At 74.2% G+C, this 23,515-nt stretch carries 22 protein-coding genes; 13 read left to right on the forward strand and 9 right to left on the reverse strand.

The features are described 5' to 3' along the window. The first annotated feature begins 99 nt into the window (after positions 1–99). Complete coding sequence (thpR, locus tag GT358_RS12470) at positions 100–642, forward strand: RNA 2',3'-cyclic phosphodiesterase (RefSeq protein WP_166582961.1); 543 nt, start codon at positions 100–102, stop codon at positions 640–642. A 32-nt stretch (positions 643–674) separates the two neighbouring features. Then, positions 675–1,595, forward strand: a complete 921-nt coding sequence (locus GT358_RS12475; RefSeq protein WP_166582962.1) for a DMT family transporter — start codon at positions 675–677, stop codon at positions 1,593–1,595. Here the strand turns inward: GT358_RS12475 and GT358_RS12480 are convergent. The 3 genes from GT358_RS12480 to GT358_RS12490 all read right to left on the reverse strand — a co-directional run bounded on the left by GT358_RS12480 (position 1,582) and on the right by GT358_RS12490 (position 2,857). After that, positions 1,582–1,749 (reverse strand): YdcH family protein, encoded by a 168-nt coding sequence (locus GT358_RS12480; RefSeq protein ID WP_166582963.1) that lies wholly within the window; start codon positions 1,747–1,749, stop codon positions 1,582–1,584. The genes GT358_RS12475 and GT358_RS12480 overlap by 14 nt on opposite strands. Positions 1,750–1,878: 129 nt before the next feature. Continuing rightward, on the reverse strand, positions 1,879–2,673 hold the full coding sequence (locus GT358_RS12485) for a tRNA1(Val) (adenine(37)-N6)-methyltransferase (protein ID WP_243730871.1): 795 nt from the start codon (positions 2,671–2,673) through the stop codon (positions 1,879–1,881). Continuing rightward, the gene (locus GT358_RS12490) at positions 2,642–2,857 is read right to left on the reverse strand and encodes a DUF2007 domain-containing protein (RefSeq protein ID WP_166582964.1); all 216 of its coding nucleotides are present in this window, start codon (positions 2,855–2,857) and stop codon (positions 2,642–2,644) included. The genes GT358_RS12485 and GT358_RS12490 overlap by 32 nt, the downstream gene beginning before the upstream one ends. Positions 2,858–2,902: 45 nt before the next feature. Here GT358_RS12490 and GT358_RS12495 point away from each other — a divergent pair, with 45 nt between their 5' ends. Beyond that, the gene (locus tag GT358_RS12495; protein ID WP_166582965.1) at positions 2,903–3,913 is read left to right on the forward strand and encodes a polyprenyl synthetase family protein; all 1,011 of its coding nucleotides are present in this window, start codon (positions 2,903–2,905) and stop codon (positions 3,911–3,913) included. On the opposite strand, the gene GT358_RS12500 is transcribed toward GT358_RS12495, so the two are convergent. The 3 genes from GT358_RS12500 to GT358_RS12510 form a co-directional block, all read right to left on the reverse strand. Next, positions 3,889–4,800 carry a 4-(cytidine 5'-diphospho)-2-C-methyl-D-erythritol kinase gene (locus GT358_RS12500; RefSeq protein WP_166582966.1) on the reverse strand — a complete coding sequence of 304 codons (912 nt, stop codon included), beginning with the start codon at positions 4,798–4,800 and terminating at the stop codon, positions 3,889–3,891. The two genes, GT358_RS12495 and GT358_RS12500, sit on opposite strands and share 25 nt — an antisense overlap. Continuing rightward, positions 4,793–6,529 (reverse strand): tetratricopeptide repeat protein, encoded by a 1,737-nt coding sequence (locus tag GT358_RS12505; RefSeq protein ID WP_208103511.1) that lies wholly within the window; start codon positions 6,527–6,529, stop codon positions 4,793–4,795. The genes GT358_RS12500 and GT358_RS12505 overlap by 8 nt, the downstream gene beginning before the upstream one ends. A gap of 120 nt (positions 6,530–6,649) precedes the next feature. Continuing rightward, positions 6,650–8,308: an electron transfer flavoprotein-ubiquinone oxidoreductase gene (locus tag GT358_RS12510; RefSeq protein ID WP_166582967.1), complete on the reverse strand. Its 1,659-nt coding sequence runs from the start codon at positions 8,306–8,308 to the stop codon at positions 6,650–6,652. Between the two features lie 145 nt (positions 8,309–8,453). Between GT358_RS12510 and greA the strand changes: the two genes are divergently transcribed. Next, positions 8,454–8,924: a transcription elongation factor GreA gene (gene greA / locus GT358_RS12515; RefSeq protein ID WP_166582968.1), complete on the forward strand. Its 471-nt coding sequence runs from the start codon at positions 8,454–8,456 to the stop codon at positions 8,922–8,924. Positions 8,925–8,933: 9 nt separating this feature from the next. Here the strand turns inward: greA and GT358_RS12520 are convergent, their stop codons facing one another. Then, positions 8,934–10,211, reverse strand: a complete 1,278-nt coding sequence (locus GT358_RS12520; RefSeq protein WP_243730872.1) for a UbiH/UbiF/VisC/COQ6 family ubiquinone biosynthesis hydroxylase — start codon at positions 10,209–10,211, stop codon at positions 8,934–8,936. A gap of 59 nt (positions 10,212–10,270) precedes the next feature. Between GT358_RS12520 and GT358_RS12525 the strand changes: the two genes are divergently transcribed. The 4 genes from GT358_RS12525 to GT358_RS12540 all read left to right on the forward strand — a co-directional run bounded on the left by GT358_RS12525 (position 10,271) and on the right by GT358_RS12540 (position 16,885). After that, positions 10,271–11,587, forward strand: a complete 1,317-nt coding sequence (locus GT358_RS12525) for an amidase (protein ID WP_166582969.1) — start codon at positions 10,271–10,273, stop codon at positions 11,585–11,587. A 138-nt stretch (positions 11,588–11,725) separates the two neighbouring features. Beyond that, positions 11,726–12,898, forward strand: coding sequence for an aminotransferase class I/II-fold pyridoxal phosphate-dependent enzyme (locus GT358_RS12530; RefSeq protein ID WP_166582997.1), 1,173 nt, complete (start codon positions 11,726–11,728; stop codon positions 12,896–12,898). A 17-nt stretch (positions 12,899–12,915) separates the two neighbouring features. After that, positions 12,916–15,786: a DNA translocase FtsK gene (locus tag GT358_RS12535; protein ID WP_166582970.1), complete on the forward strand. Its 2,871-nt coding sequence runs from the start codon at positions 12,916–12,918 to the stop codon at positions 15,784–15,786. Positions 15,787–16,276: 490 nt separating this feature from the next. Beyond that, positions 16,277–16,885, forward strand: coding sequence for an outer membrane lipoprotein carrier protein LolA (locus GT358_RS12540; RefSeq protein WP_166582971.1), 609 nt, complete (start codon positions 16,277–16,279; stop codon positions 16,883–16,885). 9 nt (positions 16,886–16,894) lie between these two features. On the opposite strand, the gene GT358_RS12545 is transcribed toward GT358_RS12540, so the two are convergent. Further along, entirely contained in the window at positions 16,895–17,491 is a 597-nt protein-coding gene (locus GT358_RS12545; RefSeq protein ID WP_166582972.1) for a transglycosylase SLT domain-containing protein, read from the reverse strand. 257 nt (positions 17,492–17,748) lie between these two features. On the opposite strand from GT358_RS12545, the gene hspQ reads away from it, so the two are divergent. The 5 genes from hspQ to GT358_RS12570 all read left to right on the forward strand — a co-directional run bounded on the left by hspQ (position 17,749) and on the right by GT358_RS12570 (position 22,509). Continuing rightward, positions 17,749–18,075 carry a heat shock protein HspQ gene (gene hspQ / locus GT358_RS12550; protein WP_166582973.1) on the forward strand — a complete coding sequence of 109 codons (327 nt, stop codon included), beginning with the start codon at positions 17,749–17,751 and terminating at the stop codon, positions 18,073–18,075. Positions 18,076–18,280: 205 nt separating this feature from the next. Beyond that, the gene (locus GT358_RS12555; protein ID WP_166582974.1) at positions 18,281–18,754 is read left to right on the forward strand and encodes a GAF domain-containing protein; all 474 of its coding nucleotides are present in this window, start codon (positions 18,281–18,283) and stop codon (positions 18,752–18,754) included. Between the two features lie 53 nt (positions 18,755–18,807). Next, the gene (locus GT358_RS12560) at positions 18,808–19,356 is read left to right on the forward strand and encodes a helix-turn-helix domain-containing protein (protein WP_166582975.1); all 549 of its coding nucleotides are present in this window, start codon (positions 18,808–18,810) and stop codon (positions 19,354–19,356) included. A gap of 13 nt (positions 19,357–19,369) precedes the next feature. Further along, positions 19,370–21,805: an FAD-dependent oxidoreductase gene (locus GT358_RS12565; protein ID WP_166582976.1), complete on the forward strand. Its 2,436-nt coding sequence runs from the start codon at positions 19,370–19,372 to the stop codon at positions 21,803–21,805. A gap of 62 nt (positions 21,806–21,867) precedes the next feature. Then, positions 21,868–22,509, forward strand: a complete 642-nt coding sequence (locus GT358_RS12570) for an RluA family pseudouridine synthase (RefSeq protein WP_166582977.1) — start codon at positions 21,868–21,870, stop codon at positions 22,507–22,509. Here GT358_RS12570 and dapA read toward each other — a convergent pair. Beyond that, positions 22,506–23,375, reverse strand: coding sequence for a 4-hydroxy-tetrahydrodipicolinate synthase (gene dapA, locus GT358_RS12575; protein WP_166582978.1), 870 nt, complete (start codon positions 23,373–23,375; stop codon positions 22,506–22,508). The genes GT358_RS12570 and dapA overlap by 4 nt on opposite strands. Between the last annotated feature and the right edge of the window lie 140 nt (positions 23,376–23,515).

Below are 23,515 nucleotides of genomic sequence, written 5' to 3' on the forward strand. Positions count from 1 at the left end.
CCGCACCTCCCTTCGGCCTCCTCTCCAATCTGGGGCCGGGGCAGAGCCGCGTCCAGCGGCACCCTTGCCCGGGACGCGGGCCTGCGCCACATCCCTCCCATGCGCGTCTTTGTCGCCATCGACATCCCCGACGCGGTTCAGGATGCGCTGCTGCCGCTCCTGGCCGCCCTGCCCTTCGGCCGGGCTGTCGAGCCGGATGCGCTTCACCTCACGCTCGCCTTTCTGGGCGAGCGGCCCCTGCCGGAGGTCGAGGCCGCGCACGAGGCGCTGGAAACCGTGACCGCCCCGCCTTTCGCCCTTCAGCTCGGGGGGCTCGGCGTTTTCGACGAACGGCGGCCGACCGCCCTCTGGGCAGGTCTGCGCGAGGAAGACGGAGTGCGCCGGCTTCAGGCGCGCGTGCTGTCGGCCCTCCATGGCGCCGGCCTGCGGATGGAGCGGCGACGCTTCCGCCCGCACGTCACCCTGGCCCGCCTGGGCAGTCTGGCCGCGGGCGAGGCCGAGCGGCTGGCGGGTTTTCTCGCGCGTTGGCATGCCTTCCCTTCGCCGGCCTTCACCGTCCGCGACTTCGCGCTCTGGCGTTCGACCCTGCGCCCGGACGGTGCCATCCACGAGGAACTCGCCCGGTATCCGCTCGCCGCTTGAGCCCGCAGCCGGAACCTTCTAGACCGGCAGAGATGACACGGCGCGCGACCCTGCTGGGCTGTCTGGCGGTTCTCCTGTGGGCCCTGCTGGCGCTCCTGACGGTGCGTACGGCACCCGTGCCGCCGCTTCTGCTCAATGCGCTGTGCTTCGGACTGGCCACGGCGGTGGGGTTGATCTGGGGAAGCCTGACGGGAACGCTGGGCCTGCTGCGGACCATCCCGCTCCGGGTCCACGTCTTCGGGATCGCGGGCCTGTTCGGCTACCATCTGCTCTATTTCTCGGCACTGCGTCTGGCGCCCCCGGCCGAGGCAGGGCTGGTCGCCTATCTCTGGCCGCTCCTCATCGTGCTGCTGTCGGGCCTGCTGCCGGGCGAGCGGCTGCGGCCCGGCCACCTGGCGGGCGCGGCCCTCGCCTTCGGCGGTGCGGCCCTGGTCGCCGCGGGGGGGGTGGGCGGCGGCTCCGCGGGGCCGGATCGGGTCTGGGGCCTCGTGCTCGCCTTCGGCTGCGCCCTGACCTGGGCCATCTACTCGGTGGGCTCGCGCGCGCTCGGCCGCTGGCCGACGATCGGCGTGACCGTCTCCTGCGCCGGCACCGCCCTGCTGTCGCTGCTGGCGCATCTGCTCTGGGAGGATCGGGCCTGGCCGGCCGACGGCGCGGGCTGGATCGCGGTCGTCCTGCTGGGCCTCGGGCCGGTGGGAGCGGCCTTCTTCCTGTGGGATGCCGGCGTCAAGCGGGGCAACATCCAGCTTCTGGGCACGGCGTCCTATGCGGCGCCCGTGCTTTCGACGCTCGCCCTGGTCGCCGCCGGCGAGGCGGTCGCGGCCTGGCCCCTGGCGCTGGCCGCGATGCTGGTGGCCGGAGGGGCGATCCTCGCCGCCCGTGCGGGGCGCGGAGCGGAAGCCGACAGGCCCGCGGGCCCCTCCCGCCGGATGCGTCCGCTCAGTGACGGGTGAGGCGGACGATCTCCTCCTTGAGGTGGAGCTTCTGCTTCTTGAGGCGCGCAATCTCGAGGTCGTCGGAGCCGGGGCGTTTCTGCGCGGCCTCCACCGCCTGCGACAGGGCCTCGTGCTTGCGGCGCAGCTCCTCGAGATGGGTCTCCAGGCTCATGGGCTCCCTCCTTGGCTGATCTGGGGTCAGTCGATCACAGATGGGGGCGCGTGTCACGCGGCGGAAGGCCACACCCGCACTGGCCCGCTCCCTGTGCCTGCGCCGCAAGCCGGATCGGCACGGGTCTGCTCAGTCCGGGGGCGGACCCCACGGAAGCGCCGCGCCGTCGCGCAGGACCGCTCGCGCCCAGGGGGTCAGATCCTCGCCGTCGCGCAGATGCCGGGGCGCCGCATGGAGCGCGAGCGGCGCCAGAAGGGCAAAGGGCGCCCGCCCGCCCTTGACCGCGCGGACGAGCACGCTGCGGGGTGGGCGTCCCGGGCGCGGCGCGAGCGGCAGGACGGCGACCGAGCCCAGCGTGCCCGGCAGCGCGCCGAGGAGCGCCGGCAGAGCCTCCACACGGTGGATCGCGCTCAGCGTGCCGCCGGGCCGCAGCCGCCGCGCGGCGAGGGCGAGCCAGGCCGAGATCGGCGCACGCGCACCCTGCGCCGCCTCGCGGCCGGGATCCGCAGCCCGGACGGACGCTCTCCGGTCGAAGAAGGGCGGATTCATCAGCACGCGATCGAAGGCGCGCCCTCCGAGCCCTGGCGGCGGCATCGCCACATCGCCCTCCCAGACCTCCAGCCCGAGCCCGTTGAGCAGGGCATTGCGGCGCGCCAGCGCGGCATAGGCGGGCTGCACCTCGAGTCCCGCCAGCCCGAGCCCCCGGACCCGCACCCCCAGCGCCAGGACCGCCGCCCCCGCGCCGCAGCCCAGATCGAGCGCGCTGTCGCCCTCCCGGGCCGGCACCGAGGCCGCCAGCAGCAGCGAATCCATGCCCGCCCGGAAGCCCCGCCGCGGCTGGATCAGGCGCAGCCGCCCGCCCAGAAGCGCGTCGCAGCTCTCGGCCGAGGGATCAAAGCCCGCGGTCGATGCCGTTGTCCTCAAGGATGGCCACCGCGTCCGCCAGATCCGCCTCCCGCACCATCAGCCGGCTCGGCAACACGCCGAGCGAGCCCTGCAGGACGCTCATGTTGTGGTCGAGCGGGAAGCAGTCTATACCCTCGCCCCGCAAGAGGGCGGTCGCAAAGGCCATCACCGTCGGATCGGTGGTGCGCAGAAGTTCCCGCATGGGGGCAGGCTAGAGCCTCCGCCCCCCCCATGTCGAGAAGGCGCCATGAGCCTCGATCAGCCGAGCCCGTCCCCGCGCACCGCGCCGCACGACCGTCTGGCCAGCGCGCTGGAGGAGGATCTCGCCGCCGTCGGCGCGATCATCCGCGAGCGGATGCAGTCCGAGGCCGCACCGCGCATTCCGGCCGTCAGCGCCCATCTCGTCGAGGCCGGCGGCAAGCGGCTGCGGCCCATGCTGGTGCTCGCGGCCGCGGGTCTTCTGGGCGGCGGGGGAGAGGCGGCCCGACGGCTCGCGGCCGTGGTCGAGTTCATCCATACGGCCACGCTCCTGCACGACGACGTGGTGGACGCCTCCACCCAGCGGCGCGGCCGGCCCACGGCGAATCTCCTGTGGGACAACCAGTCCTCCGTCCTGGTGGGCGACTACCTCTTTGCCCGCGCCTTCGAGCTGATGGTCGAGGTGGGCAGCCTGCCGGTCCTCGGCATCCTCGCGCGCGCCTCGGCCACGATCGCCGAAGGCGAGGTGCTCCAGCTCTCCTCCGCGCGCGACCTGTCCACCACGGAGGACACCTACCTGCGCATCGTCCGCGGCAAGACGGCAGCGCTCTTTGCCGCGGCCACGGAGACCGGCGCGCTGGTGGCCGGGGCCGATGCCGCCGCGGCCGAGCGGATGCGCCGCTACGGCGACGCGCTGGGCATCGCCTTCCAGATCGCCGACGACCTGCTCGACATCGAGGGCGATGCCGGCATCGGCAAGAACCGCGGGGACGACCTGCGCGAGGGCAAGCTGACCCTTCCGGTGATCCGCGCCATCGCCGCCGCCGACGAGGGCGAGCGCGCCTTCTGGCGTCGGGTCCTCGGCCGGGCCGAGGTTGCGGAGGGCGACGTGGACGAGGCCCGCACCCTGATGCGGCGTCACGGCACCCTCGCCTCCGCCCGGGCCGAGGCGGACGCCTGGGCCGCCCGGGCGCGCGACGCCCTGGACGGCCTGCCCGACCATCCGCTACGCGAGATGCTTCTCGACCTCGCCGATTACGTGGTCACGCGCGCGGCCTGAGCCGTCACGCCGCGCGGCACCGGCGCCCCCTCCGACAGGAGCGGAGCCGGCGCCACCCACCAGCCCTGCCGCGCGAGCTGGATCGTGCGGGCGGCCCGCCGCGCCGCGCCCATGTCCGCGGCCAGACCGATGCAGGTCGCGCCGGAGCCCGACATGCAGGCGGCAAGAATGCCGGGGGCCCGCCGCAGGAGCGCGAGCGCCTCGGCCACCGGTGGCGCCAGCGCCTCGGCCGGCGCCTGCAGGTCGTTGCGCGCCGACATCATCCATCCGGCCAGATCCTCCGCGCCCGCCAGCGCGGGCAGGGCCGGCAGCGGCGTGCGCTCGCGCGGCTCGAGCGCGGCAAAGACCGATCCCGTGGGCAGGGCGCATCCGGGATTGACGAGCACGAGGCCGCAGCGCGGCAGGGGCGGCAGGACCTCGATCCGCTCGCCGCGCCCCCTCAGCCGCAGCGTCGCCGGCGCCGCGAGGCAGGCCGGCACGTCCGAGCCGAGAGCCGCCGCCTCGGGATCGTCGGGGCCGAAGGGATCGACCCCCCACAGATGGGCGAGGACGCGAACCGCCGCCGCCGCATCGGAGGAGGCCGAGCCCAGACCCGCCGCATGGGGCAGCGTCTTGACCAGCCTGATGGCCGCGCCGCGCCCCGATACCCCCCGCGCGCGCGCCAGCGCCTCGGCCGCGCGCAGCACCGAGTTGGACCCGTCGGTCGGCACGCCCTGGGCGAAGGGGCCCGTCACCGACAGGGTGATCGTCCGCGCCGCCGTCGCGGTCACCAGATCGCCCAGTTCGGCAAAGGCCACGAGGCTGTCGAGATCGTGGAACCCGTCGGGCCGACGGCCGAGGACATGCAGCGCCAGGTTGATCTTGGCCGGTGCGAGCCCCCTATCCATTCGGCCCCTCCCCGACCACCGGAGCAGGTTCGCGCCCCTCCTCCGCGGGCGCCTCGCCGGCCCCGACCGCCTTGAGCCCGCCCTCCAGCTTGAGGCGGATCCGTGCCGCCTCCTCCGGCTCGGGGCCGAAGCTCAGGGCCCGGCGCCACTGGAAGCGCGCCTCGCGCTCGCGGCCGACCTTCCAGTAGGCATCCCCCAGATGATCGTTGATCACCGGGTCGGTCGGCTCGAGCGCCGCCGCGCGTTCGAGCTGCTCCACGGCCTCCTCGAAGCGGCCGAGCTTGAAGAAGGCCCAGCCCAGGCTGTCCACGATGGCGCCGTTCTGCGGCTCGGCCTCGACCGCGCGCTCGATCATGGCCAGCGCCTCGTCGAGCTTCTCGCCACGTTCCACGAGCGAATAGCCCAGATGGTTCAGAAGCTGAGGCTGGTCGGGTTCGAGGGCGAGCGCGGCCCTCAGGTCCGCCTCGGCGCCCTCCCAGTCGTCCTGGGCCTGCCGGGCGATGGCGCGCGTATAGAGGACGAACCAGCGGACCGGGGATGCCGCGTCGTAGAGCGCGAGCGCGCGGTCGTAGGCCGCCTCTGCCTCGGCGTGGCGGCCCAGCGTGCGCAGCGTGTCCCCGAGCGTCGCCTGCACGTCCGCGCGGCCCGGATGGCTGCGCGAGAGCGCAAGCAGGATCTCGGCCGCGGCCTCGCCCGAGCCCTCCCGCCGCAGGCTCTCGGCGCGGCCGATCTCGGCCGACAGGAAGGCCGGGTCGTCCGGCGGCACGAGAGCAAAGGCCGCCCGTGCCAGCGCCGGCTGCCCCAGCGCCTCGAGCGAGCGCGCCGCCAGAAGGGCCGCATCTGCATGGTCGGGCCGGATCGCCAGCGCGGCGCGGGCATAGAGGAGCGCCGAGAGGGGATCGCCCTGCCCGAGCGCGGCCCCCACCGTGTAGAGCGCCTCGGCGAACCCTTCCGCAGGGTTGCGCGCCACGTCGAAGGACACCGCCTCTCCGGCGGCGAGGCGGTCGCGCAGGTCGAGCAGCGCCGGATCGAGACCGCGGCCGCCCCCCTCCGACAGGATCGCCGCCCCGTCCGCCGGGCGGCCCTGTTCGGCCATGATCTGGGCCAGAGCGACGAGCCCCCGCCGGCTCGGCTGCATCCCCTCGCCCGGCGGCAGGGTCAGGATGGCTTCCGCGCCCGCCCAGTCGCCCAGGGCCGCCAGCGCGAGCGCCTTGTGGGTCAGGCCGAAGGCGGCCAGCCCGTCCTGTGCGGCCAGTTCGTCGAAGGCCGACAACGCCGCCTCCTCGTCGCCGAGCCCGAGCCAGGCCCAGCCCCGCACGAGGCCGCCGCTGAGGGCACCCACCCCCCGCCCGGCCTCGAGCGCGGCCAGCACGCGCCGCCATTCCCCGTCCCGCGCGAGCCGGGTCAGCCGCGCCAGATGGGCCGCATGGCTGCGTGTCCCCCCCTCGCCGAGCCGGCGCGCCGCCTCCACGGCCGCGTCGAGATCCCCCTCGGCCAGCGCCGCGACGACGCTGCCCTCCAGAAGGACCGGATGGGCCGGATCGGCCGCCAGCGCCTCGGCCAGAAGGGGACGCGCGGCCGGAAAGTCGTGCGCGGCCAGAGCCGCGCGGGCCGCCAGATAGGCGCCCGGGCTCGGCTCGGCGGACAGCGGCGGGGCGGCAAGGGCGACGAGGAGGCCGAACACGGCTCCGGCCGTCCGGCGGAAGCGGAAGGGGGTCGGTCCTCGCAAGCGTCGTCCCTCAGGTCTCCTGATCCCGATGGGGCAGGTTACGCGCGCCCCCCGCAGGCGTCCACCGCCGCCCCCCGGCTCCGGGTTCGCAGCGGCGGAAAGCCGCGACCGCCTCCCGGATCACATGTTCGGATAGTTCGGGCCGTCCCCGCCCTGCGGCGTCGTCCAGACGATGTTCTGCGACGGGTCCTTGATGTCGCAGGTCTTGCAGTGGACGCAGTTCTGGAAGTTGATGCGGAACCGCGGCTCTCCGTTCTCGTGCACCACCTCGTAGACGCCGGCCGGGCAGTAGCGCTGCGCCGGCTCGTCGTAGAGGGGCAGGTTGCGGGCGATCGGGACCGACGGGTCCTTGAGCTTAAGATGCGCAGGCTGGCTCTCGTCGTGGTTGGTCCCCGAAAAGGCCACGTTGGTGAGCCGGTCGAACGAGATCACCCCGTCGGGCTTGGGATATTCGATCCGGGGATGCCGGTCGGCCGGCTCGGTGCATTCCGCATCCGTCTTGCCATGCGCGATCGAGCCGAAGAACGACCGGTTGAGCAGCGTCTGGGTCCACATGTCGAAGCCCCCCACCCCGAGCGAGGCCACGAGGCCGTAGCGGCTCCAGAGCGGCTTGACGTTGGCGACCGCGCGCAGATCGCGCCCGATCGCGCCCGCGCGCACGCCCGCGTCATACTCCTCCAGCACGTCGCCCTCGCGGCCCGCCGCAATGGCCGCCGCCGCCGCCTCGGCCGCGGCGATGCCCGACAGCATGGCATTGTGGTTGCCCTTGATGCGCGGGACGTTGACCATGCCGGCCGCGCAGCCCAGCAGCGCGCCCCCCGGGAAGGCCAGCCGCGGCAGCGACTGCCAGCCGCCCTCGTTGATCGCCCGCGCCCCGTAGGCGACGCGCCGTCCGCCCTCGAGCAGACCGCGGATCGCCGGATGGTGCTTCCAGCGCTGGAACTCGCCGTAGGGATAGAGGTGGGGGTTGCGGTAGTTGAGGTGGACGACGAAGCCCACATAGACCTGGTTGTTGTCGAGGTGGTAGATGAAGCCGCCGCCGCCCGCGCCCCGCCCCAGCGGCCAGCCCATCGTGTGCAGCACCCGGCCCGGCTCGTGGACCTCGGGGCGCACCTCCCAGAGCTCCTTCATCCCGAGACCGTACTTCTGCGGCTCGCAGCCCCGGTCGAGGCCCCAGCGCGCGATCGCCTGCTGCGACAGCGAGCCCCGTACCCCCTCTGCCAGGAGGACGTACTTGCCCCGCAGGATCATCCCCGGCTCGTAGTTCGGGCCCGGCGCGCCGTGGAAGCTGCCGTCGGGCACCCGTCCCATCTCGCCCGCCACCACGCCCGCGAGGCGGTCGCCCTCCACCACCATCTCCGAACAGGCCATGCCGGGAAAGATCTCCACCCCCAGCTCCTCGGCCTGCCGGGCCAGCCAGCGGCACACATTGCCCATGGAGACGATGTAGTTGCCGTGGTTGTTCATCAGCGGCGGCATGATCCGGTTGGGCACCCGCATCGCGCCCCCGGCTCCCAGCACCAGGAAGCGGTCGGAGGTCACGGGCACGTCGAGCGGCGCGCCCTTCGCCTTCCAGTCGGGGATGAGCACGTCGAGACCCACGGGATCGAGCACCGCGCCCGACAGGATGTGCGCCCCCACTTCCGAGCCCTTCTCGAGGACGACCACGGACAGGTCGGGGTCGATCTGCTTGGCCCGGATCGCCGCCGACAGGCCGGCCGGCCCCGCGCCCACGATCACGAGGTCGTAATCCACCGCTTCGCGCTCGATCTCGGCCATCGCAAGCCCCGCCCTCTTGAATGTCGGTGTCCTGACGTAGAGACTCCCGTCCGGCGGCGCAATCGCGACGCCACGACGCGGGGCTTGACTTCGCCGCGAGGGCGGGGTTCATGCCCCGTTCGCTTTGGCCGGACGGAAGGACGCCATGGAGAAGATCCCGCTCACCCGCGAGGGCTACGACCGGCTCGATGCCGAGCTGCGCCGCCTCAAGTCCGTGGAGCGCCCCGAGATCATCGCCGCCATCGCCGAGGCGCGCGAGCACGGCGACCTGAGCGAGAATGCCGAATACCACTCGGCCAAGGAGAAGCAGTCCTTCATCGAGGGTCGCATCAAGGAACTCGAGAGCGTCATCAGCCTGGCCGAGGTCATCGACCCGTCCAAGCTGTCGGGCCCCATCAAGTTCGGCGCCACCGTCCGCCTGCTCGACGAGGAGACGGAGGAGGAGCGCACCTACCAGATCGTCGGCGAATACGAGGCCGACATCGAACGCGGCCGGCTCAACATCAAGAGCCCGCTGGCCCGCGCGCTGATCGGCAAGGGGGTGGGCGATTCCGTCGAGGTCCGCACACCCGGCGGCGAGAAGAGCTACGAGGTGGTCGAGATCCGCTACGGCTGAGCGGCGCCCTCAGCGCATCAGCCGGGGCAGCTCGCCGGTCAGGCCCGCCGCCTCGCGGATGAAGGCGCGCCGCAGCGGGCCCATCCGTCCCACCGCCGCCATCCCCAGATCGCGCACGAGCCGCAGCGGACCCCAGTCGTTCGAGAAGAGCCGGTTGAACCCGTCCGTCGCGACCGCGAGCAGCGCCGAGTCGAACCGCCGCCAGCGCGCATAGCGCCCGAGCACCGCCTCCGCGCCGATGTCCTCGCCGCGCGCGGCTGCTTCCGTCAGCACCTCCGCCAGGGCCGCCACGTCGCGCAGGCCTGCATTCAGGCCCTGGCCGGCGACGGGATGGACGGCCCGCGCGGCGTCCCCCGCCAGCGCCACCCGCGGCGCCGTGAAGGCCTCTGCCAGCGACAGGCCCAGCGGAAAGGCGCTGCGCGGCCCCGCAGGTCCGAGACGTCCCAGGAAGCCGCCCAGCACGGCGCGCAGCGCCTCGAGGAACTCCGCCTCCTCCATCCGCATCAGGGTGGCCGCGCGGGCGCTGCGCTCGCTCCAGACGAGGGAGGAGCGGTTCCCCGGCAGGGGCAGCACCGCCACCGGCCCCCCCGGCAGGAAGAGCTGGTGCGCCGTCCCGCCATGGGGCCGCTCGTGCACGAGGCTGGCCGTCACGGCGGTCTGGCCGTAGGGCCGCTCGATCCGCCCGATGCCCGCCTGCCGGGCCGTCGGGCTGCGCCGCCCGTCCGCGCCGACGAGGACCCGCGCCTCGAGCATCCGCCCGTCCCCGAGCCGTGCGGACAGGCCCGCAGGCCCGGCCCGGTGCGAGACGACCGCGCCCGCGATCCGCCGGACCTCCGGCAGTCCGGCCAGCGCCGTCTCGACGGCCTCGCGCAGGGGCGCGTCCTCGATCATGTGGCCCATCGGGCCTTCCTCGATCTCGCCCGCATCGAAGGCGAGGTGAAGCGGCGAGGGCGCCTCGCCGGGACGGCCATCGGCCACGAGGATGCGCTGGATCGGCTCGGCCTGCGCCGCCGGCCACGCGCCCAGCGCGCGCAGCATCCGCACGGAGGCGAGCGCCAGCGCATAGGCGCGCCCGTCGTCGCGGCGGCCCGTCCCGGCAGGCTCCACCAGCGCCACGCGCAGCCCCCCCCGCCCGAGGGCGAGCGCCAGCGCGGTCCCCGTGAGGCCGCCGCCGGCCACGATCGCATCGAAGACCTCGGGCGTCCGGTCGGGGCCGGCGGGCGGAGCGGGGCGTGCGGAGATTCGCGCCATGTCCAGCAGATGGGGCGCAAGGGCGGGATTGTCCATGCGGCCGGCGACGGTCTAGGAGGCGCGGCGGCGGGAGACGGCACGGAGCGGGCGCGGCGATGGACTGGCAGCGGGCGGGCGCGGCGGAGATCGGCCGCGCGATCGAGGCGGGACGGGCCGATCCCGTAGACATCGCCGGGCTGTTTCTGGACGCCGCTGCCTGCCACCCCGACGGCGCGCGCATCTATGCCCGCCTGACCCCCGAACGCGCCCGGGCCGAGGCCGAGGCGGCGCGCATCCGGGCCCGTCTCGGCGCCCGCCGCGGCCCGCTCGACGGCGTTCCGGTCTCCTGGAAGGACCTGTTCGACACGGCAGGCACCGGGACCGAAGGCGGCACGCCCTACCTGCGCGGCCGCGTGCCGGAGCACGACGCCGAACTCGTCGCGCGCGGCGCCGAGGCCGGTCTGGTCTGCCTCGGCAAGACCCACATGACGGAGATCGCCTTCTCGGGACTGGGGCTCAACCCGGCCACGGCGACCCCGCCCAACATCCACGACCCCGCCTGGCTGCCCGGCGGCTCGTCCTCGGGCGCCGCGGCCTCCGTGGCCTTCGGCCTCGCCCCCGGCGCGATCGGATCGGACACGGGCGGCTCGGTCCGGCTGCCGGCCGCCTGGAACGGCCTCGTGGGATTCAAGCCGCCCTGGGGCGCGCTGCCCCTGCGCGGCGCGCTGCCGCTCTGCCCGGGCTTCGACACCGCCGGGCCGCTCGCCCGCTCCGTGGAGGATGCCGCGCTGCTCTGGGAGGCGCTGGGGGGCCCCCGCGTGGACCTGCGCGGCGCCTCGGCCGCCGGGCTGCGCCTGGGCGTGCCGCGGCAGGTGGTCTGCGACGATCTGGAGGAGGCGCCCGCGCGCGCCTTCGAGGCGGCGCTCGCCCGGCTGGGTGCGGCGGGCGCGCGGATCGCGACGGTCGATCTGCCGGCGCTGCCCGCCTGCTATCCGGCGGGGGCCATCCTCTACGCCGCCGAGGCCTGGGCGTCCTGGCGGGCGGTCGTGGAACCCGATCCGTCGCGGATGTTCCCCCCGGTGCTCGAGCGGCTGCTGGCCGGGGCGGACACGGAGGCGGCCGCGTTCCTGGCTGCCCGCGCCGCGCTCGAGGAGGCGCGCCGCGACTCGGTGGAGGTCCTCGCGGGACTCGACGCGGTCCTCTGCCCCGCCTCTCCCATCCTGCCGCCCGACCGCGAGGCCGTCGCCGCCGATTACGCGCTGTTCCGCACCCGCAACCTCCAGGCGCTGCGCAACACCCGCATGGCGAACCTGCTCGGCCTTGCCTCCGTGGCGCTGCCGCTGCCCGAGGCGGGATGCGGGCTGCTGCTGTCCGCACCGCGCGCCGAGGCCCTGCTGCGGACCGCCCGGGCGGCCGAGCGCGTCCTGTCCTGACGGCCGCCGGCCGCGCCCCGCATGGCAGCGCGGCCACAAGCCCCTGCCGCTCCGGGCTCCGTTCTGGACAGGGAGGTGCGGCGGGCGCTAGCCTCCCGGGGCAACGGGGCAGGCGACCCCGGGAATGAGGCAGTGATGGTGGCGGCTCCCGCGCGGTTCTCGGACCTCCCGGACTATGCGTTTCCGCGCCTGCGGAAGCTGCTCGACGCCCACCCCCCGGGCGGCGATCCCGTCCTCATGGCGATCGGCGAGCCCACCCATCCCATGCCGCCCTTCGTGGCCGACGTGCTGCGCGAATCGGTGGAGGAGTTCCGACCCTACCCGCCCAACGAGGGCGCGCCCGACCTGCTCGAGGCGATCGGCGCCTGGCTCGGGCGCCGCTACGGCGTCCGCCTGGGGCCCGAGCGGCTGCTCGTGCTCAACGGCACGCGCGAAGGGCTCTACAACGCCGCCATGGCGCTCTGCCCGGAAACCAAGGGAGGGCGGCGCCCGGCCGTCCTGATCCCCAACCCCTTCTATCAGGCCTACATGGTCGCGGCCCTGTCGGTCGGGGCCGAACCCGTCTTCGTGCCCGCCACCGCGGAGACGGGCCACCTGCCCGATTACGGAGCGCTGCCCGCCGATCTGCTGGACCGCGCCGCGCTGGCCTATGTCTGCTCGCCCGCCAACCCGCAGGGCGCCGTGGCCGACCGCGCCTGGTGGCTCCGCCTTCTCGCGCTCGCCGAGCGGCACGACTTCATCGTGCTGGCCGACGAATGCTATGCCGAGATCTGGCGCGACGCGCCGCCCGACGGGGTTCTCGCCGCGGCCGCCGAAGCCGGCGCCGACCCCGAGCGCGTCTTCGCCTTCCACTCGCTGTCCAAGCGCTCCAACCTCGCCGGGCTGCGCTCGGGCTTCGTGGCGGGCGGCGAGAAGGGGATCGCGGCCATGCGGCGTCTGCGCGCCTATGCCGGAGCCCCGCTGCCCCTGCCGCTCCAGCGCGTGGCCGCGCGCGCCTGGGCCGACGAGGACCATGTGGACGCCTCCCGCGCGCTTTACCGGCAGAAATACGCCATCGCGGACGAGGAGCTGGGCGGCCTGCCCGGCTACGAGCCCCCGGCCGCGGGCTTCTTCCTGTGGCTGCGCACCGGCGACGGCGAGGCGGCGGCGCTGCGGCTGTGGCGCGAGGCGGGGGTCCGGGTCCTGCCGGGCGCCTATCTGGGCCGCGACGACGGGCGCGGCAATCCGGGGGCCGATCGCGTGCGCGTCGCGCTGGTCGCCCCCTGCGACGAGGTGCGGCGCGGCCTGCGGCTGATCCGCGAACGGCTGTGAAGAGGAGGACGACGCGCATGGCCTATCCGACCCGGGATCGCGCCCCCCTCCTCGACGAGGACACCCAGGCCACGATCGAGCGGCGGGGGCGGGAACTTCTGGGCCTGTGCCTGTTCGGAGCCGGACTGGCCGTGGCCATGATGCTCTGGAGCCATGCGCCCGACGATCCGTCCTGGCTTCTGGCCTCCGACGCGCCCGTGCAGAACTGGCTGGGCTCGTTCGGAGCCTCGGTCGCCCATCCGCTGGTGATGGTGCTGGGACGGGCGGCCTGGGGCATCCCGCTCCTGCTCGGGGTGTGGGGCCTGCGGCTGCTCACCCACCGGGCCGACCAGCGCGCGCGTGCGGTGTTCGCGCCCGTGGCGCTGGCCGCCCTCGCGGTCGCCTGGGCCTCGGCCGAGCCGGGGGCGGGCTGGACGGCCAGCTACGGCATGGGCGGGCTCTTCGGCGACACCGCGCTGAGCTTCGTGCTCACGCTGCTGCCCTTCGACGGCTGGCTGACCGGGCTCGCGCTGTGGTCCGTGGCGGCGGGCCTCGTGCTGTGGGTCGCCGGCGTGACGCGGGCCGAATGGGTGGCCGTGCGCCAGCGCGGAACGCTTCTTCTGGTGCTGGGCTATGCGCGGGCCGTCGAGGGCGGGGCGCGCGGCCTCGAGATCGGCGGCCGTCTGCTGCGCGGTGGCGCGGCGCTTGCGGCCGAGGCGCGCGCCCGCGGCACCGAGGGGATGACGCGCGGGCTGGAGCAGGGGGCGGCCTGGCTCGCCCGGCGGCGCGAGGAGGCCGCGGCCGCGCGGGAGGCCGCCCGGGCCGCCGCGACCCGCATGCCGGGTACCGCCCTTCCGCCTCCCCCCGCTCCGTCCGCCTCGCCCCTCGTCCGGCGGGCCCAGGACGGGGCTCGGCGGGCCATGCCCCCGCCCGTCCTGCCGCCGCGCCCGGCCCCGCCGGTTGCCCCGGAGGAGCGCGAGGACGGCGGCTGGCCCGACGCCCCGGACGAGGTTCCCCTCGCCGTCGTGGATGGGGGGGCCGATGCGCTGCCCCCGCTCGTCGCGCCGCCGCGCGCGCCCCAGCCGCCCGCAGGGGGTTTCCTGGCCACGCTGCTGCGGCGCGCCCGGGGCGAGGAGACGGCCGGCGATCCGGCCGGTCCGGAGGAGGACGGGCCGGGCCCGGACCCCGAACGGCTGCGCTCGCGCATCGGCGAGGCGATCCGCGCCCGGAGCCTGCGCCCCCTCCCCGAGGAACCGGAGGCGGCCCCGGCACCGCTCCCGGCCGGAGGGGCGGCGATCCCGTCCGCCCCGGCCCCGGTCGAGCCCGGCCCGCGCGCGCGCCGGCGGGCCCCGGCCGACGGGGGGCCGCGCCGCCCCGCCCCCGCCCCGGCGGCCCCGGCCGCACCGGCCTATGTGCCGCCGCCGCTCGACCTGCTGGCCGATCCGGCCTCGGTCCAGCGCCACCACCTGTCGGACGCCGCGCTCGAGGAGAATGCCCGCGCGCTCGAACAGGTGCTCGACGATTTCGGGGTCAAGGGCGAGATCGTCTCCGTCCGGCCCGGCCCCGTGGTCACCATGTACGAACTCGAACCCGCCCCCGGCCTCAAGGCCTCGCGCGTGATCGGGCTGGCCGACGACATCGCGCGCAACATGTCGGCGCTCTCGGCGCGCGTTTCCACCGTGCCGGGGCGCAACGTCATCGGGATCGAACTGCCCAACGAGCGGCGCGAGAAGGTCGTCCTGCGCGAGATCCTGTCCGCCCCGGCCTTCGGCGATGCCCAGACTCGCCTGCCGCTCGCGCTCGGCAAGGATATCGGCGGCGCGCCGGTCGTGGCCAACCTCGCCAAGATGCCCCACCTGCTGATCGCGGGGACGACCGGCTCGGGCAAGTCGGTGGCGATCAACACGATGATCCTGTCGCTGCTCTACCGGCTGGGCCCCGAGGAATGCCGCCTCATCATGATCGACCCCAAGATGCTGGAACTGTCGGTCTATGACGGCATCCCGCACCTCCTCTCGCCGGTCGTGACCGACCCGCGCAAGGCCGTCGTCGCCCTCAAATGGGTCGTGGGCGAGATGGAGGAGCGCTATCGCAAGATGTCCAAGATGGGCGTGCGCAACATCGAGGGCTACAACGGCCGCGTCCGCGAGGCCCTCGAGAAGGGCGAGACCTTCTCGCGCACCGTCCAGACGGGATTCGACGAGGAGACGGGCGATCCGGTCTTCGAGACGGAGGAGATCCAGCCCGAACTGCTGCCCTTCATCGTCGTCGTGGTGGACGAGATGGCCGACCTGATGATGGTCGCGGGCAAGGAGATCGAGGCCTGCATCCAGCGGCTGGCGCAGATGGCGCGGGCATCCGGCATCCACCTCATCATGGCGACGCAGCGCCCCTCGGTCGATGTCATCACCGGCACGATCAAGGCGAACTTCCCCACCCGGATCAGCTTCCAGGTCACGAGCAAGATCGACAGCCGCACCATCCTGGGCGAACAGGGGGCCGAGCAGCTCCTGGGGCAGGGCGACATGCTCTACATGGCGGGCGGCGGGCGGATCGCGCGCGTCCACGGCCCCTTCGTCTCGGACGAGGAGGTGGAGGAGATCGTCACCCATCTCAAGGCGCTGGGCCCGCCCGCCTATGTGGGCGCGGTGCTGGAGGAGCCGGCCGAGGGCGGAACGCTCTCGGAGGCCGCGCCCAATGGCGGCGCCGAGGGCGACGACGCGCTCTACGACATGGCCGTGCAGATCGTCGCGCGCGACCGCAAGTGCTCGACGAGCTACATCCAGCGCAAGCTCGCCATCGGCTACAACAAGGCCGCGCGCCTCGTGGAACTGATGGAGGAACAGGGCGTGGTCTCGCCCGCCAACCACGTGGGCAAGCGCGAGATCCTGGTCCCCGAGCCGCATTGAGGCCCGAAGGTGCCGCCCGCAGGCATGCGGGGCGGGCGCGTTGCGACGCGCGGCGGCCGGGGAGCTCCGCCTACGGGCCGTGGACGAGCACCTGCGCAGCCGAGCGGCCCGGTGGGATGCGGCGGAACCTCGGGCGCGTCCGAGGCGCCCCACCCCTGCAAAGAGCACGGGCGGCCGCCTGATCGTTGCAGGTCCCGCCCCGGTTAGTCCGCGCCGCCCCTCCGGTCCGCCGGGACGGAAGGATCGGGCGCGTGGGCGCACCCTGCCACGGAGAGGTTAACGAAGCGTTACACCACCGCGCGGGGGTGTTGCGCCGCGCTGCGGCGGGGGGAAAGGCGGCCCCGAGGGTCCGGGCCATCCGTGCAGCCGGCGGGTGTCAGCGGGGAACAGGAGCGCGGTCACCGGGTTTCGACCAGTCGTTATCGCCTGTCGGCTCGGGTCCGGCGCAGAAGCGCGCTATAGGCATCCGACCCAAACGAAAGGACCTGCCATGCAGCGACGCCGTTTCCTCGGCCTCGGTCTCGCCCTCGGGGCGGCGCTGGCTTCGGGGCCCGCCCTGGCCCAGCAGCTCTCGCTCGGCGAGATCAGCGCCTATCTCAACAGCCTGCGCTCGGCGCAGGCGGGCTTCACGCAGGTGAACGCCGACGGCTCCATCTCGACCGGGACCCTGTTCCTCAGCCGGCCGGGGCGCATCCGCTTCGAATATGCCCCCCCCGACCGGTCGCTCTTTCTCGCCTCGGGCGGGCAGGTCGCGGTGTTCGACGGGCGCTCCAACCAGCCGCCCGAGCGCTTTCCGCTGAGCGAGACGCCGCTCTCGATCATCCTGGCCGAGAATGTGGACCTGTCGCGGGCCGGCATGGTGACGGGCCACACGTCCGACGGGACCACGACCACCGTGACCGCGCAGGACCCGCGGCATCCCGAATACGGCTCGATCCAGCTCGTCTTTACCGCCAATCCGGTGGAGCTGCGCCAGTGGATCGTCACCGACCGTTCGGGCCAGCAGACGACCGTGATCCTCAACGACCTGCGGCCGGGCGTGCAGGTGGCCGACCGGCAGTTCAACATGCAGGCCGAGCTGCGCGCGCGGGGGTTCTGAGACGGGCCGTCAGCGGCGGCAGGTGCGGAGCTGGGCGTCGTACATCCGCGCCCGCTCCGCCAGGCCGGCCGCGACGCGCATGAGCCAGGCCTTCTCCTGGTAGCTGCCCCGGCGATAGCCGCCGCGCCCCTCGTGATAGGCGAGATACTGGTTCTCGGTGTCGTGGAGCGGAATGCCCAGCTCCTGCTGGGTGAGCGTCATGTACCAGCCCATGAAGTCGGTCGCGTCGTGGATGTCGTCGCGCCGCGCCCCGCGCCCCCCCCGCTGGGCGAGATACTCGGCCCAGGTGCCGTCGAGCGCCTGGCTGTAGCCCAGGGCCGAACTCTGCCGGCCCACGGGGATCACGCCCAGCGCGTATTGATGGGGCGGCCGCGCATTGGGGATGAACTTCGATTCCTGATAGATGATCGCCATCTGGACGGCCACGGGCACGCCCCAGCGCCGTTCGGCGGCCTGGAAGGCGCGCAGGTAGCCCGGCCGCTGCTCGAGGATGCGGCACGCATTGTCGAGATCGCGCGGGGCCTCGCCCGTGCGCTCGGTCGCCACGCGGCCGCCGCAGGCGGCCACAAGGAGCACCAGCGCCAGCGTGCGCAGTTTGCGGCTCATCGGCTGTCCTGTCTGTCCCCCGGCGGGTTTGCCCCGCCGCTGCTCGGCTGTTCTTGACCCCCACTCTAGCGCGGCGCGGCCGATCGGGAAACGGGGTCGCTGCGCCGGAGGCCCCGCCGGCGGGGCCTCGCCGCCCCGGTGCGGCGGACGCGCCACTGTGGGAGGGAGCGGGACGGACTGTTTCGCGGCCGTTCCATGGCGGAATCTGGACATCTGCGCGCGTTGCGCGCCATATGGAGGAGCCTGGAGGAAGCGGGATGTTCACTGCGCGCGCCAAATATGCCCTGGGCCAGGTGGTGCGCCACCGGACCCACCGCTTCCGCGGCGTCGTCTTCGACGTGGACGCGACCTTTGCGCGCACCGAGGCCTTCTGGCTGGCGATCCCGGAGGACAGCCGCCCCCGCCGCGACCAGCCCTTCTACCACCTCCTGGCCGAGAATGCGCAGGGGCCGTCGCTGGCCTATGTGTCCGAGCAGAACCTGGTGGCCGACTATTCCGGCGAACCGGTGGACCATCCCGACATCCCCGACCTGTTCGGCCCGTTCGAGGACGGGCATTATCCGCTCTGCCTCCAGATGAACTGAACCCCGGCGGTTCCGGCGCCGCGCGTCTGGGTGGGGGCTGACGTCGCGCGGCGCCGGGGCAGCCATGCAGCTACACGCCCCCTTGTCCGCGCCCGCCGGGGCGGCGAGAGGGGCAGAACGGGGCGGGATCGCGGCACCGTGCGAACGCTGCGTTGCCCGCCCGGAAACGCCGCCCCGCGCGGCCGGAGGAGGACCCGAGAACCCCATGCGCGCCGACTATCCCGCCCTGCGCCGGCAGATCGCGGCCCTGACCGAGGGCGAGGAGGATGCGATCGCCCTGATGGCCACGCTGGCCTGCGAGATCCACCGGTCCGACGACCGCTTCGACTGGACGGGCTTCTACCGGGTGGTCGCGCCGGAGCTGCTGAAGATCGGCCCCTATCAGGGGGGTCACGGCTGCCTCTCGATCCCCTTCGGGCGCGGGGTCTGCGGGGCGGCGGCGCGCACGGGCGAGGTGCAGATCGTGCCCGACGTGGACGCCTTCCCCGGCCACATCGCCTGCTCGGCCTCCACCCGCAGCGAGATCGTGCTGCCCGTGCGCGACGGGGCGGGGCGGCTCCTCGGCGTGCTCGACATCGACAGCGACCGGCCGGCCGCCTTCGACGAGGCGGATGCCGCAGGGCTGGCCGCGATCCTCGCCGACACGTTCGGTCGCCTGGGCCGGAGCGGAGGGGCTTGACGGCGCAGCGGCCGTCCGTGAAATCTGAGGCGGATTTTTCACGGAGGGCCGCGATGGCCGAGGGGCTGGGCGCCGACCTGCGCACGCTGCGCCGCGCCCGCGGGCTCACGCTCGAGGCGCTGGCGCAGGCTGCCGGCCGCTCGGTCGGCTGGATGAGCCAGGTCGAGCGGGGCCTGTCGCGCCCCGCGCTCGACGACCTGCGCCGGCTTGCGGCCGCGCTCGGGGTGCCGCCCGACGCCCTGGTGCAGCCCGAGGGCCCGGAGGCCGAGCGGGGCGTGGTGGTGCGCGCGGCTGCCCGCCGCCCCGTGGGGCCGCGCGCCGAGGGGCTGACGGAGGAACTCCTCTCGCCCGACCTGTCGGACGCCTTCGAGGTCGTCCGCTCGGTCTTTGCCCCCTTCGCGCGCCTCTCCGCCCCCGCGCAGCGGCCCACGCAGGAGGTGGGCTATGTGGAGAGCGGCCGGCTCGACCTGACCGTGGCGGGGCGGCTCCACCGGCTGGGTCCGGGCGATTCGTTCCGCCTGCGCGGCGAGCCCTTCCTCTGGGCCAACCCCCATCCCCGGCCCTGCACCGTCATCTGGGTCATCGCCCCCCCGATCTACTGAAAGGGTCTCCGCCATGCTGCCTCCCTCCCATGCCCGGGCCGTCATCGTCGGCGGCGGCGTCGTCGGCGCCTCCGTGGCCTATCACCTCGTGCGCGAGGGCTGGCGCGACGTCCTGCTGCTCGAGCGCCGGCGGCTGACCTCCGGGACGACCTGGCACGCGGCGGGGCTGATCGCGCAGCTGCGCGCGACGGCGAACCTCACGCGGCTCGCCCGCTACAGCCAGGAGCTTTACGGCCGGCTCGAGGCCGAGACGGGCATCGCCACCGGGTTCCGCCGCACGGGCTCGATCACCGCGGCCCTGACGGGCGAGCGGCTGGAGGAGCTGCGCCGCTCCGCCGCCATGGCACGCGCCTTCGGCGTCGAGATCGAGGAGATCGCGCCCGCCGAGATCGGGGCGCGCTATCCCCATCTCAACCTCGAGGGCGTGACGGGCGGCGTCTATCTGCCCCGGGACGGGCAGGGCGACCCTTCGGGCATCACGATGGCGCTGGCGCGGGGGGCGCGCGCCGGGGGGGCCGCGATCCACGAGGGCGTCCGCGTCACGGGCTTCCGCCTCGAGCGGGGCCGCATCGCCGCGGTGCGCTGGGAATCGGGGGACGAGACCGGCGAGACCGCCTGCGAGGCGGTCGTCAACTGCGCAGGCATGTGGGCGCGCGAGGTGGGGCTCTGGGCCGGGGCGTCCGTGCCGCTGCAGGCCTGCGAGCATTTCTATGCGATCACCGAGCCCATCAAGGGTCTGGGCCAGCTTCCGGTCCTGCGCGTGCCCGACGAATGCACCTACTACAAGGAGGATGCGGGCAAGCTGATGGTCGGCGCCTTCGAGCCGCGCGCCAAGCCCTGGGCCCTCGACGGCATCCCGGCCGATTTCGAGTTCACGGAGCTGCCCCCCGACTTCGACCATGTCGAGCCGATCCTCGAGGCGGCGGTCCGGCGCATCCCGCTGCTGGAGCGGGCGGGCTTCCGCACCTTCTTCAACGGGCCCGAGAGCTTCACGCCCGACAACGCCTATCACCTGGGGCCCACGCCGGAATGTCCCAACCTGTGGGTCGCGGCCGGGTTCAACTCGGTGGGCATCCAGTCGGCCGGGGGCGCGGGCATGGCGCTCGCGCACTGGATGGTCCATGGCGAGCGGCCCTTCGACCTGGGCGACGTGGAGATCGCGCGCGCCGAGCCCTTCCAGCGCAACCGCCGCTTCCTGGCCGAGCGCGTCTCCGAGACGCTGGGCCTGCTCTATGCCGACCATTTCCCCTTCCGCCAGAAGGCGACCGGCCGGGGCGTGCGCCGCTCGCCCTTTCACGCCCATCTGGACGCCGAGGGCGCCGTCTGGGGCGAGGTGGCGGGCTGGGAGCGCGCCAACTGGTTCCGCCGCCCCGGCCAGCCCGCCGAGGAGAGCCGCACCTGGGGACGGGGGCCGTTCTTCGACAATGTGGGCGAGGAGCTGCGCGCCTTCCGCGAGGGCGTGGGGGTCTACGACATGTCCTCGTTCGGCAAGCTGCGGGTGGAGGGGCCCGATGCGGCAGCGGTCCTGAACCGGGTCTTCGCGGCCGATCTGGACGTCGAGCCCGGCCGCCTCGTCTATGCGCAGGCGCTGAACGATTCGGGCGGGATCGAGGCGGACGTCACCGTGGCGCGGCTGTCGGAGACCGCGTTCCTGGTCGTCACCGGCGCGGCGCGCCGCCGCGCGGACGAGACGCTGCTGCGCCGCGCGCTGCGCGAGGACGAGCGCGCGGTCGTCACCGACATGACCGCGGCCGAGGGGGTGCTGGCCGTCATGGGCCCGCGCGCACGGGAGGTGCTGGCGCGCGTCTCGCCCGCCGACTGGACCGCGCTGCCCTGGGGTTCGGTGGCGGAGGTCGAATGGGGCTGGGGCCTCGCCCGCGCGCACCGGGTGAGCTATGTGGGCGAGCTCGGCTGGGAGATCTACGTCTCCGCCGACATGGCCGCCCATGCCTGGGAGGCGCTGCGCGAGGCGGGCGAGGGGCTGCTGAAGCCCTGCGGCCTTTATGCGATGAACGCCGCGCGCCTCGAGAAGGGGTTCCGCCACATGGGCCACGACATCACGCCCGAGGACCATATTCTCGAGGCCGGGCTGGGCTTTGCCGTGGGCTGGGCCAAGCCCGCCTTCCGCGGCCGCGACGCCGTGCTGCGCCGCCACGAGGAGGGCCTCGGCCGGCGCCTGCTCGGCTTCCGCCTGCGCGAGCCCGAGCCGCTGCTCTACCACAACGAGCCCATCCTGCGCGACGGGCGCATCGTGGGGCACCTGACCTCGGGCGCCTACGGCCATTCGGTCGGCGGCGCGGTGGGGCTGGGCTATGTGCCCTGCGCGGGCGAGACGGCCGAGGCGCTGCTGGCGAGCGACTGGGCGATCGACGTGGCGGGACGGCGCGTGCCGGCCGAGGCGTCCCTCAGGGCCTTTCACGACCCCTCGGGCGCACGGATGCGCGGCTGAGCGCGGGCGGCGCGGACACGGGCGGCGTGGACAGCGGCGGGCGGGCGCGGCAGAGGGGGGGCATGGACGCCTACGACCCCCCGGACGAGCCGCTGCGCCTGCTGCACGACGACCATGCGATCGTCGTGGTGGACAAGCCGCCGGGCCTTCTCTCCGTGCCCGGCAGGGGCGAGCACCTGGCCGATTGCCTGATCGCGCGGCTGCGGCGGGTGTTTCCGACCGTGCTCCTCGTCCACCGGCTCGACCGCGACACGTCCGGGGTGATGGTCTTCGCGCTGACCCCGCAGGCCCAGCGGCATCTGGGCTGGCAGTTCGAGGAGCGGCGGGTGCGCAAGACCTATCTCGCGCGGCTCTGGGGCGAGACGGCCCAAGCCGAGGGGGTGGTGGACCTGCCCCTGCGGGTGGACTGGCCCAACCGGCCGCGCCAGATCGTGGCCCCGGACGGCCGGCCCGCCCTGACGCGCTGGACCGCCCTCAGGCGCGGCGGCGGCGAGACGCGCGTGCGCCTCCTCCCCGAGACGGGGCGCAGCCACCAGCTGCGCGTCCACATGGCCGCGATCGGCCATCCGATCCTGGGCGATCCCTTCTATGCCGAGGGCCCCGCGCGCGACTTCCCCCGGCTGATGCTCCATGCCGAGACCCTGGGCTTCCGCCACCCCGACGGGGGCCGCCCCGTCCGGTTCCGCGCGCCCGTCCCGTTCTAGAGCAGCCCCGCCCGCGCCATCGCGGCGCGGATCTCCTCGCGCACGGGGGGGCTGGCGGGCAGCAGCGGCAGGCGCACCTCGTCGCGGCAGCGGCCGAGCAGCGACAGCGCGCATTTGGCCCCGGCCACGCCGGGTTCGCGGAAGATCGCCTCGTGCAGCGGCATGAGCAGGTCCTGCAGCCGCAGCGCCTCGGCCCAGTCGCCGCGCAGGCTCGCCTCCTGGAAGGCGGCGCAGAGCCGGGGGGCGGCGTTCGCGGTGACCGAGATGCAGCCGCGGCCCCCTTGCGCGTTGAAGCCGAGCGCGGTCGCATCCTCGCCCGAGAGCTGGACGAAATCCTCGCCGCAGAGCAGCCGCTGGCGCGGCACGCGCGCGAGGTCGCCGGTGGCGTCCTTGACGCCGACGATCGCGGGGTGGCGCGCCAGTTCGGCCATGGTGGCCGGCGTCATGTCCACCGCGCTGCGGCCGGGGATGTTGTAGATGACGAGGGGCAGCCCCACCTCGGCCGCGGCGCGGAAATGCGCGAGCAGCCCCGCCTGGGTGGGCCTGTTGTAATAGGGCGTGACGACCAGCGCCGCATCCGCGCCGGCCTCGCGCGCGGCGCGCACGAGGCGGACGCATTCGGCCGTGCTGTTGGAGCCCGCCCCCGCGATCACCGGCACGCGCCCGCGCGCCTGCGCGACGACCGTGGCCACCACCAGGTCGTGCTCCTCGTGGGAGAGCGTCGGGCTCTCGCCCGTGGTGCCGACGGGGACGAGCCCGTGCGAGCCCTCGGCGATCTGCCATTCCACGAGGTCGCGCAGCGCGTCGAGGTCCACCGCCCCGTCGCGGAAGGGGGTGACGAGGGCGGGAATGGAGCCCTGGAACATGAGCGGTCCTTTCGGGGCGGGGGCGCGGAGCCGGCAGGGCGCCGGCTGTCCGCACCGTGGCCGATCGCGCGCGCTTAGACGGTTTTCCGCCGACTGCCAAGCAAGTCACTTGTTGTTAACCCCCTGGACTGTAGGCTTTG

Origin of the sequence: Rubellimicrobium sp. CFH 75288 (assembly GCF_009904055.1) — a bacterium.
Classification (GTDB): domain Bacteria; phylum Pseudomonadota; class Alphaproteobacteria; order Rhodobacterales; family Rhodobacteraceae; genus Rubellimicrobium.

What these genes read in the sequence shown, in the direction of transcription:
- GT358_RS12490 (WP_166582964.1), bottom strand. Translation starts at nt 2,857, where the DNA reads ATGCGGGAACTTCTGCGCACCACCGATCCGACGGTGATGGCCTTTGCG.
- GT358_RS12570 (WP_166582977.1), top strand. Translation starts at nt 21,868, where the DNA reads ATGGACGCCTACGACCCCCCGGACGAGCCGCTGCGCCTGCTGCACGAC.
- hspQ (WP_166582973.1), top strand. Translation starts at nt 17,749, where the DNA reads ATGTTCACTGCGCGCGCCAAATATGCCCTGGGCCAGGTGGTGCGCCAC.
- GT358_RS12555 (WP_166582974.1), top strand. Translation starts at nt 18,281, where the DNA reads ATGCGCGCCGACTATCCCGCCCTGCGCCGGCAGATCGCGGCCCTGACC.
- GT358_RS12475 (WP_166582962.1), top strand. Translation starts at nt 675, where the DNA reads ATGACACGGCGCGCGACCCTGCTGGGCTGTCTGGCGGTTCTCCTGTGG.
- GT358_RS12545 (WP_166582972.1), bottom strand. Translation starts at nt 17,491, where the DNA reads ATGAGCCGCAAACTGCGCACGCTGGCGCTGGTGCTCCTTGTGGCCGCC.
- GT358_RS12560 (WP_166582975.1), top strand. Translation starts at nt 18,808, where the DNA reads ATGGCCGAGGGGCTGGGCGCCGACCTGCGCACGCTGCGCCGCGCCCGC.
- GT358_RS12520 (WP_243730872.1), bottom strand. Translation starts at nt 10,211, where the DNA reads ATGGACAATCCCGCCCTTGCGCCCCATCTGCTGGACATGGCGCGAATC.
- GT358_RS12535 (WP_166582970.1), top strand. Translation starts at nt 12,916, where the DNA reads ATGGCCTATCCGACCCGGGATCGCGCCCCCCTCCTCGACGAGGACACC.
- greA (WP_166582968.1), top strand. Translation starts at nt 8,454, where the DNA reads ATGGAGAAGATCCCGCTCACCCGCGAGGGCTACGACCGGCTCGATGCC.
- GT358_RS12500 (WP_166582966.1), bottom strand. Translation starts at nt 4,800, where the DNA reads ATGGATAGGGGGCTCGCACCGGCCAAGATCAACCTGGCGCTGCATGTC.
- GT358_RS12510 (WP_166582967.1), bottom strand. Translation starts at nt 8,308, where the DNA reads ATGGCCGAGATCGAGCGCGAAGCGGTGGATTACGACCTCGTGATCGTG.
- GT358_RS12525 (WP_166582969.1), top strand. Translation starts at nt 10,271, where the DNA reads ATGGACTGGCAGCGGGCGGGCGCGGCGGAGATCGGCCGCGCGATCGAG.
- GT358_RS12540 (WP_166582971.1), top strand. Translation starts at nt 16,277, where the DNA reads ATGCAGCGACGCCGTTTCCTCGGCCTCGGTCTCGCCCTCGGGGCGGCG.
- GT358_RS12480 (WP_166582963.1), bottom strand. Translation starts at nt 1,749, where the DNA reads ATGAGCCTGGAGACCCATCTCGAGGAGCTGCGCCGCAAGCACGAGGCC.
- GT358_RS12495 (WP_166582965.1), top strand. Translation starts at nt 2,903, where the DNA reads ATGAGCCTCGATCAGCCGAGCCCGTCCCCGCGCACCGCGCCGCACGAC.
- thpR (WP_166582961.1), top strand. Translation starts at nt 100, where the DNA reads ATGCGCGTCTTTGTCGCCATCGACATCCCCGACGCGGTTCAGGATGCG.
- GT358_RS12565 (WP_166582976.1), top strand. Translation starts at nt 19,370, where the DNA reads ATGCTGCCTCCCTCCCATGCCCGGGCCGTCATCGTCGGCGGCGGCGTC.
- dapA (WP_166582978.1), bottom strand. Translation starts at nt 23,375, where the DNA reads ATGTTCCAGGGCTCCATTCCCGCCCTCGTCACCCCCTTCCGCGACGGG.